The 10,947-nt window shown below is 66.5% G+C and carries 8 protein-coding genes; 5 read left to right on the forward strand and 3 right to left on the reverse strand.

Annotated elements, in window-relative coordinates:
* Nucleotides 1-33: 33 nt before the first annotated feature.
* On the forward strand, nucleotides 34-834 hold the full coding sequence (locus FA87_RS17160) for an ATP-binding cassette domain-containing protein (RefSeq protein ID WP_197062439.1): 801 nt from the start codon (nucleotides 34-36) through the stop codon (nucleotides 832-834).
* A 47-nt stretch (nucleotides 835-881) separates the two neighbouring features.
* Nucleotides 882-1,097: a hypothetical protein gene (locus FA87_RS17165; RefSeq protein WP_036117012.1), complete on the forward strand. Its 216-nt coding sequence runs from the start codon at nucleotides 882-884 to the stop codon at nucleotides 1,095-1,097.
* A 71-nt stretch (nucleotides 1,098-1,168) separates the two neighbouring features.
* Here FA87_RS17165 and sppA read toward each other — a convergent pair whose 3' ends face one another.
* Nucleotides 1,169-2,995 carry a signal peptide peptidase SppA gene (gene sppA / locus FA87_RS17170; RefSeq protein ID WP_239709182.1) on the reverse strand — a complete coding sequence of 609 codons (1,827 nt, stop codon included), beginning with the start codon at nucleotides 2,993-2,995 and terminating at the stop codon, nucleotides 1,169-1,171.
* 146 nt (nucleotides 2,996-3,141) lie between these two features.
* Complete coding sequence (locus FA87_RS17175) at nucleotides 3,142-4,530, reverse strand: MATE family efflux transporter (RefSeq protein WP_043696264.1); 1,389 nt, start codon at nucleotides 4,528-4,530, stop codon at nucleotides 3,142-3,144.
* 87 nt (nucleotides 4,531-4,617) lie between these two features.
* Between FA87_RS17175 and FA87_RS17180 the strand changes: the two genes are divergently transcribed.
* The 3 genes from FA87_RS17180 to tal all read left to right on the forward strand — a co-directional run bounded on the left by FA87_RS17180 (nucleotide 4,618) and on the right by tal (nucleotide 9,378).
* Nucleotides 4,618-5,790, forward strand: coding sequence for a DUF3667 domain-containing protein (locus FA87_RS17180; RefSeq protein ID WP_043696265.1), 1,173 nt, complete (start codon nucleotides 4,618-4,620; stop codon nucleotides 5,788-5,790).
* A gap of 371 nt (nucleotides 5,791-6,161) precedes the next feature.
* The gene (locus FA87_RS17185; RefSeq protein WP_043696267.1) at nucleotides 6,162-8,336 is read left to right on the forward strand and encodes a primosomal protein N'; all 2,175 of its coding nucleotides are present in this window, start codon (nucleotides 6,162-6,164) and stop codon (nucleotides 8,334-8,336) included.
* An 88-nt stretch (nucleotides 8,337-8,424) separates the two neighbouring features.
* Nucleotides 8,425-9,378 (forward strand): transaldolase, encoded by a 954-nt coding sequence (gene tal / locus FA87_RS17190; RefSeq protein WP_036109799.1) that lies wholly within the window; start codon nucleotides 8,425-8,427, stop codon nucleotides 9,376-9,378.
* A 68-nt stretch (nucleotides 9,379-9,446) separates the two neighbouring features.
* On the opposite strand, the gene FA87_RS17195 is transcribed toward tal, so the two are convergent.
* The gene (locus FA87_RS17195; protein WP_043696268.1) at nucleotides 9,447-10,868 is read right to left on the reverse strand and encodes a coniferyl aldehyde dehydrogenase; all 1,422 of its coding nucleotides are present in this window, start codon (nucleotides 10,866-10,868) and stop codon (nucleotides 9,447-9,449) included.
* Nucleotides 10,869-10,947: the final 79 nt, after the last annotated feature.

Raw genomic sequence — 10,947 nt, forward strand, 5'->3', positions numbered from 1 at the left:
CGATGACGGCATCCTACAAGGTATGCTCGGACGATGGACGTCCAGACTCCCCTGCTCGGCATCGACCGGGCCACCGTGATCCGCGAAGGTCGTGCGCTGCTCGACGCCGTGTCGCTGACGATCGCGCCGGGCCAGCACACCGCCATTCTCGGGCCCAACGGCTCGGGCAAGTCCACGCTGGTCAAGCTGATCGAGCGGCGCCTGTACCCGCTCGTGCATGACGACGCGTCGCCCGTGATCCGCGTCTTCGGCCGCGACCGCTGGAACGTCGCGGAACTCCGCTCGCTGCTCGGCGTGGTCTCGGCGGACCTTCGGCGCGAGCTCGAGGCATCCGGCGAGACCGCACTGAACGCGGTGCTCTCCGGCTTCTTCGCGTCGATGACGCTCGGTCTCGACCATGACGTGACCGACGACATGCGTTCGCGCGCCGGACAGGCGTTGCAGCGTGTCGGCGCGGCGCACCTGGTATCGCGCGACGTATCGACGCTGTCGACGGGCGAAGCCCGGCGCGTCCTGATCGCACGCGCGCTCGTGCACCGGCCCCGCGCGCTCCTGCTCGACGAACCGTGTGCGGGACTGGATCCGGGTACGCGTCGGCGCTTCCTCGACCTGCTGCGCGAACTCGCTCAGGATGGAACGACGCTGCTGCTGGTTACCCATCATGTCGAGGAAATCGTCCCCGAGATCGGCCATATCGTCATGCTGCGTGACGGCACCTTGTTCGCGGAGGGCCCGAAGGACGAGCTGCTGGCAGCCGACCGGCTGTCCGAGCTGTTCGGCTGGCGTATGGACGTCGACCGGGTGAACGATTTCTACGGCGCGCGATTGCGCTGAAGCGCACGGAGCGCGAGACTCGGCCCGACCCTGAGGACATGCCCGTCATGACACATCGCGCCCTGCCCGTTCTGCTCGTTCTTGCCTGCGCGGCCTGCTCGAAACCGCCGCAGCCGGCACCGACCCCGCCCGCACCCCAGGCGCGCGTCGAAACCCCGTGGGATTCGCTCGAGGCGCAGAAAAAGAAGGCGCAGGACGTGCAGAAGACGGTCGACGATCAGGCCAAGGCGCAGGATGCGGCGCTGAAGGCGCAGGAACAATAAAACATCGCGCGCAAGGCGCGCTCCTACGGGTAGGAGCGCGCCTTGCGCGCGATGCCCTTATCGCCGTGCCATCACCGTGGCGAACAGAAGCAGTAAGCGTAAACGTTAGGCTTGCCCGCCTCCGCCGTGCGGAACAACGCGAACTCCGGCGCCAGCTTCGGCAGCATGGCCACCCAGGACGGCAGGCGCATGCCCCACGACAGGGCGACACGCGTTTCGGCGCTGTCGCCGACATTGGTGAGGAAACGCTCGACCGCGCCCATGGGCTTCTCGGCGTAACGCACGTTGAAGTCCTTGCCCAGATGAGCTTCCTGCGCGGCATCGTTGATGGCGTCCTCCAGGCTGCCGAGCTTGTCGACGAGACCGCGATCCAGTGCCTGCTGGCCCGTCCAGACACGTCCCTGCGCAATCGCGTCGATCGCGGCGAAATCCTTGCCGCGCGCCTTCGCCACGTTGCCGACGAAGTCGCGGTAACCCTTGTCGATGATGCTCTGGATCAGCACGCCGACCTTGGGATCGAGCGGACGCGTCACGTCGAACGCGCCCGCCAGCGGGCCCGTGGCGACGCCATCGCTCTTCACGCCGATCTTCGCCAGTGTGTCGGGCACGGTGAAGAACATGCCGAAGATGCCGATCGAACCGGTGATGGTGTTGGGCTCGGCATAGATCCGGTTCGCGTTCATCGAGATCCAGTAGCCGCCACTCGCGGCGACGTCGCCCATCGAGACGACCACCGGAATACCGGCGTCGCGCGTGAGTTCGACTTCGCGACGGATCTGCTCCGCCGCATACACCTCACCGCCCGGCGAATTCACGCGCAGGACCAGCGCCTTGGTGCGACGGTCGTTGCGCACGCTGCGAATGAGCGCCGCGGTGGAATCGCCGCCAATGGTGCCCTGCGCCTGCTTGCCGCCACTGATCTCGCCCTCGGCGACGACCACGGTCACGCCATCGCCGGTCTGCAGCACGTCGATATTGGACAGGCCGCGATCGGCGAGATAGCCACCCAGGTCGACCTGGCGGAAGCCCTGCTCTTTCTTGCCGGCCGGCACGCCCTGCTTGCGCAGCATGTCCACGAACTGCTGCTCGGTGGCGATGCCGTCGACCAGTTTTTCCTCGACGGCGAGATCGGCAAGGCTGCCTCTGGCGTCGCGGACGCGCTCAGCCAGCCCGTCCACGTCATCGCGCAGCGTGGCGGGGTCGAGGTGGCGACGCGCGGCGACTTCATCGATCCAGGTGGACCAGAGGCCGCCCAGCCAGAACGCATCCGCTTCTTTCGATTCGGGCGACGCGTGATCGAGGATGAACGGCTCCGCCGCGCTCTTGAACTGGCCGACGCGGAACAGGTGCACCTGCACGCCGAGGCGGTCGAGCAGGTCCTTGTAGAACAACCGGTAGTTCGCCAGGCCCGTGGCCATCACGCCGCCCTGCGGGTCGATGTAGACCTTGTCGGCGTGCGACGCCAGGTAGTACTGGCCCTGATCGAGATTGGCGGCCCAGACCAGCACCGGCTTGCCCGACGCACGGAAACGGTCGAGCGCGGCGCCGACTTCGCGCAGCGCGGCGAAACCGCCGGCCTGGATGCGATCCGGACGCAGGACGATACGGCTGACGTGATCGTCCCTGGCGGCCGCATCGATGGCGCGGACCATGTCGCGCACCTGCACCTGCTTCACGCCGTCGCCGGACATGCGGCTGAGCGCGCGTGACAGCGGATCGGCGCTGTACTGCTCGACCAGCGCGCCCTCGGGCGCGATCACCAGCACCGTCTTGTCGTCCACCCTGGCGTTCCGGCCGCCGAGGAAGAGCGCCAGCAGGAATACCGCCAGCAGACCGAAAAAGAGCACGTTGATGATGATCAGGCGGGTGACGTTGATGCCGCGGCCGAGACCGCGCATGAAACGACCGAAGCCACCACCGCGACGCGGCGACGGCGCGGGACGGGAGCGATCCGGCAGGGGCGGCGGCACGGCGTCGTAGCGATCCGACATCTAAGCGATTTCCTTGATGATTGAGTGCAGCGTAGCGCGTCGCAGGGCCTGCATCACGTGTGGATTGGCACAGGCGCGGCGTTGTCGGGATCGTCGCGCCAGCGGCCGCTCGCGCTGCTGCGCCAGAACCGCGCGAAGAGCAGGATCGCGGCCATGCTCAGGCCCGCGATCAGCCCCATCCACATGCCGCGCGCCCCCAGCCCCTGCGGAAAGGCGAGCCACCAGCCGATCGGCATGCCGACGCCCCAGTAGGCGAACAGCGTGATGCCCATCGGCACCCGGGTGTCTTTCAGTCCACGCAAGGCGCCGTTGGAGGCCACCTGGATACCGTCGGAGAACTGGAAGAATCCGGCGAGGATCAACAGCTGGGACGCCATGGCAATGACCGCGGCGTCGCTCGTGTACAAGCGGGCGATCGGTCCGGGCAGCGACAGCATGATGCCGGAGGAGATGAACTGCGTGACGAGCACCAGCGTGATGCCGGACATGCCGGCATAGCGCACGCCCGCGGCGTCACGGCGGCCGGCCGCGTTGCCGACGCGCACCGTGATCGCCATGGACAGGCCGAGCGGAATCATGAAGGCCACCGAGGCCACGTTGAGCGCGACATGGTGGCCGGCGGTAACCGTCTCGCCAAGCCGTCCGATCAGCAAAGCCACCGCGACGAACAGGCCCGCCTCCATCAGCAAGGTCACCGCCATGGGCACGCCGATGTGCAGCAGCTGGCCGATCTGTTTCGCGCTGGGCGGCGCCATCCGCTGACGCAGGTTGAGGTCGCGGTAATTGCCGTGACGCCAGACGTAGATGCCGAAACCAAGCATCTCCAGCCAGAGCACGATCGCCGTGGCGATACCGCTGCCACGCGCACCCATCGGCGGAAAACCCAGCTTGCCGTACATCAGTACGTACCCCAGCGGCGCCAGCACGAGCAGTCCGCCGAAGCTGAAGTACATCGAGGGTCGGGGCATCGACAGGCCCTCGGAGAGTCCGCGCAACGCGAAGTACGTGGTGAGGGCCGGGGCGGCCCAGCAGATGGCGTGCAGGAAAGCCCGCACGTCGGCCCGCATGGATTCGACCACGCCGAACAGGTCCATCAAAGGCGAGGCGTTCCAGACCGCGATGCCCAGCAGCAACCCAAGACCCCACGCGATATACACCGCCTGGTGGAACACCGCGCCGACCTCACCCCGGCGACCGGCGCCGTCCAGCTGGGCCACGGTGGGCGGCACGGCCATCATGGTGCCGATGCCGGTGACGATGGCCAAGACCCAGATGTTGGCACCCGTGACCACCGAGGCCTGCGTATGCGCGCCCTGGTGCCCGGCAAGCACGGCATCGACCACATTGGTGCCGATGGCGGAAAGCTGCGCGGCGATCATCGGCAGCGCCAACCGGACGGTGGCGCCGATCTCGCGGCGGGCGCGGGCGCGGTCGAAGGACATGGGAGGGCAATGGCGTGTGGGCCGCCCATTGTACCGGGCCGCGTGCGATGATCCGACCCCGTCAGGGGACAATGGGGAACCCACGGAATGAAAGAGCTCGAGCCGTCGCCCGCGCTGCTGTGCGCGAACTGCTCCGCGCCGCTGCGGGGCGCGTTCTGTCACGACTGTGGCCAGTCGATCAAAAGCGTGCTCCAGCCGGTCTCGCACATGCTGGAGGATGCCGGGGACATCTTCTTCCACCTCGACGAGCGCATCGTCCATACGCTGCCACCGCTGTTTACGAAGCCCGGCTTCCTGACCCTGGAGTATTTCTCCGGGCGGCGGGTGCGCTATATCGCGCCGTTCCGGCTGATGTTCGTGTTCTGCCTGCTGGCTTTTTTCCTGCTCCACCTGGCCATCGGCGACACGAAGTTCGGCAGTAACGACGGCAAGCCCGTCGCGGCGGATTCGATGGACGCCTTCGCCGCGGCGAAAACGCCGGACGAGGTGCACGCGATCTACAAGGATCAGGTCCGCGAACTCCATGAGTCGCTGGATGACCCGGAGACCCCGGCCGCGGCCAGGGCGGGCATGAGCGCCCTTTACGGCGTCGTTCGCAACGCCGCCAACACGCGCCTGACCGAACTGAAAGCACCTCCGATCGAACGGCAGGCCGACGAGCCGGCGTCCGATGTGCGACGGAGTGGCGAGGAGCGGGTCGACAGCTGGTTCGGCAACCACGCGAAGATCGACGTCGCCTGGCTGCCCGGTGCCGTCAACCGGCGCCTCGACGCCGCCTTCAGCCACTTCAAAGCCAACCTGATCCCTGTTCTCAACGGCGGTGCGCAGCGTCAGGAGGCCATGCATCGCATCCTCGAGGGATTCTTTTCGGTCCTGCCTCAGGCCATGTTCGTCATGGTCCCGCTGTTCGCCCTGATCCTGAAGGTGTTCTACGCGTTTCGCCGCCGGCTATACATGGAACACGTGATCGTGGCCCTGCACAGCCACGCTTTCCTGTTCCTCTCCCTCATTGCGCTGACGCTGCTGGGGCTCGCGAAGGAGCCGGTCCGGTCGCATCTGGCGATCGGCGGCAGCGCGATCGGGCTGGTCCAGTTCGCCATCTGGGTGTGGATGCCGCTGTACCTGCTGATCATGCAAAAGCGCGTCTATCGACAGGGATGGCCCATGACGATCGTAAAGTACTGGCTGATAGGCAGCGTCTATTTCTGGCTGCTGCTCTTCGTCATCGCCGTCGCCTTCGTTATCGGCATGACGCATTAGGACTATTTCCTAAGTAAAGAAGGGTTGTGCACAGGCGGAGTGGCGCCTTCGCATTTGTCAAGGTTTTGCGGACGCCCGCTGAACGATCGTGACAAGCAATTTGCAACTAATTGATTCATAAGTATATTTCAGCTTGGTTAAAATGTACGCAAGCTAACCCGGAGGGCCCAACCATGCGCCTTGGACCCCCTCCATCCGAAGCTCATCCACAGAGTTATCCACAGAGCCTGTGGATAACCTCGAAACCCTCCCGACGGCGGGCACTTACTCGCGATTCCTCTTCCCGGAGGTCTCAATAGGTCCCAAACCTATGGCGCCGTGGTCAATCATTGACCAGCAAAATCGGTACACCCCGGTAAACTAGGGCCGGCATGACACTCGTTCTCCGCGTCGCCTTACCCGTCCCTTTGCTCACCCTGTTCGACTACCTGCCGCCGGCGGTGGGCGAAGCGCGGGCGGGATCGCGCGTGCGGCTGCCCTTCGGTAAGGGCGAGATGGTGGGCATCGTGGTGGACCCGGCCGCCGAAGCCGCCGTGGGTGTGAAACGGCTCAAGCGGGTCAGCGAGGTACTGGACGATGCGCCTCTGCTCGATGCCGAGCTCATGGCCACCCTGGCCTGGGCGGCGGATTACTGGGCCGCCGCGCCGGGAGAGGCCTTTTCCAATGCCCTGCCCCTCGCCCTGCGCGAGCCGCGCGCCCTTCCCGCGACCGGGCGTGAAGTCTGGTCGCTGACCCCGGACGGGCAGGCGGCGCGCGAGGCGAAGCGGCGCAGGGGTGGCTCCGCCGCCTTGCTGGACGCCCTCGCCGGGGGCCCGCGTGCCGCCGACGAGCTGGGACTGGCGCTGCCCGACTGGCGGGCCGCCGCGCGTCGGCTCGCCGAGGCCAATCTGGTCGAACGGCAGGAGATCGAGGAAGCCGTCGCTCCGAACAGCCCCGCCCCCGGCCCGGCCCTCAGCGAGGAACAAACCGCCGCCGTCGCCGCCATTGGCGAGGGCTTTGGCGGCTTCCAGCCTTACCTCCTCGACGGCGTCACCGGCAGCGGCAAGACCGAGGTGTACCTCGCGCTGATCGAACGCGCGCTGGCGGAGGGCAGGCAGACCCTGCTGCTCGTTCCCGAAATCGGCCTGGCGCCGCAGACGGTGCGCCGACTGCGCGAGCGACTGGGCGTCGCTATCGAAGTACTGCATTCGAACCTGGCCGAGGGTGAGCGCGCGCGCGCCTGGCTGCGCGCCCGCAACGGCAGCGCACGTGTGGTGCTGGGCACCCGCTCGGCGGTGTTCACACCGTTGCCGTCGGCCGGACTGATCATCGTCGACGAAGAGCACGACGCCTCCTATAAGCAGCAGGAAGGTTTCCGTTACCACGCCCGCGACCTGGCCCTGGTGCGCGCCCGCGCCCACGGGGTGCCGGTGGTGCTCGGCTCGGCGACGCCCTCCCTGGAAACGCTCGGCAACGTCGCGGCGGGTCGCTACAGGCGCCTGGTGCTGCGCGGCCGCCCCGGCGCCACGCAATCGACCCGGGTGCAGATCGTCGACATGCGCGCCCAGCGGCTCGACCACGGCATGTCGCCCACGTTGATCAACGCCGTCGCCGCCTGTGTCGGTCGTGGCGAGCAGGCGCTCGTGTTCCGCAATCGCCGCGGCTACGCGCCGGTGCTGCTCTGCTACGACTGTGGCTGGCACGCGGACTGTCCGCGCTGCGACCGACCGATGACGCTGCACGCGGGCCGTCGGCGCCTGATCTGCCACCACTGCGACAACACCGTGCCGGTGCCGGCGGTGTGTCCGTCCTGCGGATCGGCCAACATCAGCCCGCAGGGCCAGGGCACCGAGCGACTGGAAGAAGCCCTCACCGAACGGTTTCCCGAGGTGCCCGTGGTTCGCATCGATCGCGAGACCACACGGCGCAAGGACGCCTTCGGCGACATCCTCGACGGCCTGCGCGAGGACAAGCCCGCGATCCTCGTCGGCACGCAGATGCTGGCCAAGGGCCACGACCTGCCCAACCTGACGCTCGTCGCCATCGTCGGTGTGGATGAGGGCCTGCACAGCGTGGATTTCCGTGCGAGCGAGCGGCTGGCACAGCTGGTGGTCCAGGTCGCCGGCCGGGCCGGCCGGGCAAGCAAGCCGGGCAGCGTCCTGCTGCAGACCCACCATCCCGATCATCCGATGCTCCATGCGCTTCTTCGCGGCGGCTACGGCGCGGTGGCGACGGAGTTGCTGGAGGAGCGCCGGCTGCTCGAGCTGCCACCGTTCGCCCATCAGGTGCTGCTGCGCGCCGACGCGCACGGCCGCGCGGAGGTCGACGAGTTCCTCGGCCAGGCCAACGCCGTGCTGGGCGATCCGGGCGACCTGCGTGTGGCGGGGCCCATGCCGGCCCCCATGCCGCTCAGAGCCGGTCGTCATCGCGGCCAGTTGCTGGTCGAGGCAGGCACGCGCGCGCGCCTTCACGCGTTTCTGCGACCGTGGCAGCAGGCGCTTACCGCGCTGCCCGCGGCACGCAAGGTGCGCTGGTCGCTGGACGTCGATCCGATCGATCTGTACTGAGATTACTGAATCGATACCTTCGGATGCCTGTCACTTCACATCGAACGGCGCGACAATAGGGGTCTCATCAGGTAACGGAACTCTCAACGTGACCACTCAGCTCGAGCAACTGCGCAAGATCACCACCGTCGTGGCCGACACCGGCGACATCACCGCCATCGCCAAGTACAAGCCGGAAGACGCGACCACCAATCCGTCGCTGCTGCTGGCCGCCGCCGGTATCCCGACCTACTCGGGCTACATCGACGAAGCCGTGCAGTGGGCCAAGAGCCAGAGCAACAGCCGCGACCAGCAGCTGACCGATGCCAGCGATCGCCTGGCCGTGCTCGTGGGCCGCGAGATCCTCAAGATCGTCCCGGGCCGCGTTTCCACGGAAGTCGATGCCCGCCTCTCCTTCGACACGAACGCCTCGATCGAGAAGGCCAAGCGCCTGATCGGCTTCTACGAAGACATCGGCATCGACAAAGAACGCATCCTGATCAAGCTCGCCTCGACGTGGGAAGGCATCCGCGCGGCGGAGAAGCTGCAGAAGGACGGCATCAACTGCAACCTGACGCTTCTCTTCAGCTTCGAACAGGCCGTGGCCTGCGCCGAAGCCGGCGCGTTCCTCATCTCGCCGTTCGTCGGCCGCATCTTCGACTGGTACGTCGCCAATACCGACAAGAAGACCTACGAGCCGGCCGAAGACCCGGGCGTGCAGTCGGTCCGTCGCATCTACGACTGGTACAAGCTGCATGGCTACGAGACCGTCGTCATGGGCGCCAGCTTCCGTAATATAGGCCAGATCCAGGCCCTCGCCGGTTGCGACCGCCTGACCATCTCGCCCAACCTGCTGAAGGAACTGGAAGAGAACAACGACGACCTGCCGGTCGCGCTGAAGGACAGCGGCCGCAGGGAAGACAAGCCGGCCAGGCTCGACGAGGCCAAATTCCGCTGGGGCCACAACGAAAACGCAATGGCCACCGACAAGCTCGCGGAAGGTATCCGCAAGTTCGCGGTCGACCAGCGCAAGCTCGAGGCACTGCTGGGCGCGAAGCTGTAAAGCCACGCGCGACCGGGTGTAAGACGAAGGGGCCGCGAGGCCCCTTCTTTTTGCCCGTCGCCCGGTATCTACCGGCGGACCTTGAGAGAGAGCAGCCGCTTTATCGTCGTTCCATACGGCGGCCTGAGCATGGCCGTCACGTCGAAGCGGGCCTGTCGGTACACCGACCGCGCGTGGCTGAAGGTGAGAAACCCGTCGTGCCCGTGATAGGCACCCATGCCCGAAGGACCGATGCCGCCGAAGGGCAGATCGTCCATCGCCAGGTGCATGACGGTGTCGTTGATCGTGACGCCTCCCGCGACCGTCTTCGCCAGCACGCGCTCCTGCTCCCCGGTGTCGTTGCCGAAGTAGTACAGGGCCAGCGGTCGCGCATGCGCATTGATGTAGTCGACCGCACCATCGATATCGTCATAGGGGAGGATCGGGAGCAGCGGCCCGAAGATCTCGTCACGCATGATGTCCATCGAATCGTCGGCGCCCAGAACCACCGTTGGCGCGATGCGGCGATCGTCGAAACGTTCGTCGCCCTTGCCGAGCACCCTCAATGTCGCGCCTTTCGCACGCGCGTCGTCGAGGTACCCGAGCAGGCGGCCATGGTGACGCTCGTTGACGATGGACGTGTAGTCCGGATTGTCTCGCAGCGTCGGAAACATCGATGCGACCGAGCGTGACAGCGCATCGACGAAGGCATCGACGTGCTTGCGCGGCACCAGCGCGTAATCGGGCGAGACGCAGACCTGACCGGCATTGAGTGTCTTGCCGAACAGAAGTCGTCTGGCGGCGAGTTCGAGATCGGCGTCGCGTCCTACGATAGCGGGAGATTTTCCGCCAAGCTCCAGCGTCACGGGCACCAGGTTTTCCGCCGCGGCGCGCATGATGTGTTTTGCCACCGATGTCGCGCCGGTAAACAACAGGTGATCGAAGGGCAGACGCGAAAACGCTTCGCCGACGTCGGAGCCTCCCGTGAACACCGCCATCTCCGTCTCATCGAAGGCCTTGCGGATCATTCGCTGCATCAGTGCCGACGAACGCGGAGTGAATTCGGAAGGTTTGATCATCGCGCGGTTACCCGCCGCGAGGACGCCGGCGAGCGGCGCAAAGGTGAGATTGAACGGAAAATTCCACGGCGAGATGACACCGACGACGCCCTTGGGCTGATAGTCGATCCAGGCACGCGCGCCGATCAGCGCCAGCGGCGCGGGCGAGACAGGACGTCGTTCGCGCCGCATCCACCGACGCAGATGGCGCTTCGCGTGCTTCAGCGGCTCGATGGACGCGGCGACGTCGGTGAACATCGATGCGTCGACACTGCGATGACCGAAGTCCTCGCGGAGCGCATCGGTGATGTCGCTGGCGTGGTCGACGAGCAAGCCGATCGCGCGATCGAGGCGATCGATGCGTACCGACGCCGAGGGAGGGCCTTCGGCGAGCTGGGCGGCTTTCTGGCGCTGCAAGGTATCGAGCATCAGCCTAGTGTAGGAGCGCGCCATGCGCGCGAAAAGCCTACGCAGCGATGAAGATGTGCGGCTTTACCGCTGCGTAGGCTTTTCGCGCGCGGGGCGCGCTCCT

Origin of the sequence: Luteibacter sp. 9133 (assembly GCF_000800155.1) — a bacterium.
GTDB lineage: Bacteria > Pseudomonadota > Gammaproteobacteria > Xanthomonadales > Rhodanobacteraceae > Luteibacter > Luteibacter mycovicinus.

Coding starts and splice junctions, on each gene's coding strand:
- FA87_RS17175 (WP_043696264.1), bottom strand. CDS start 4,530: ATGTCCTTCGACCGCGCCCGCGCCCGCCGCGAGATCGGCGCCACCGTC.
- FA87_RS17185 (WP_043696267.1), top strand. CDS start 6,162: ATGACACTCGTTCTCCGCGTCGCCTTACCCGTCCCTTTGCTCACCCTG.
- FA87_RS17195 (WP_043696268.1), bottom strand. CDS start 10,868: ATGGCGCGCTCCTACACTAGGCTGATGCTCGATACCTTGCAGCGCCAG.
- FA87_RS17160 (WP_197062439.1), top strand. CDS start 34: ATGGACGTCCAGACTCCCCTGCTCGGCATCGACCGGGCCACCGTGATC.
- FA87_RS17165 (WP_036117012.1), top strand. CDS start 882: ATGACACATCGCGCCCTGCCCGTTCTGCTCGTTCTTGCCTGCGCGGCC.
- FA87_RS17180 (WP_043696265.1), top strand. CDS start 4,618: ATGAAAGAGCTCGAGCCGTCGCCCGCGCTGCTGTGCGCGAACTGCTCC.
- sppA (WP_239709182.1), bottom strand. CDS start 2,995: ATGCGCGGTCTCGGCCGCGGCATCAACGTCACCCGCCTGATCATCATC.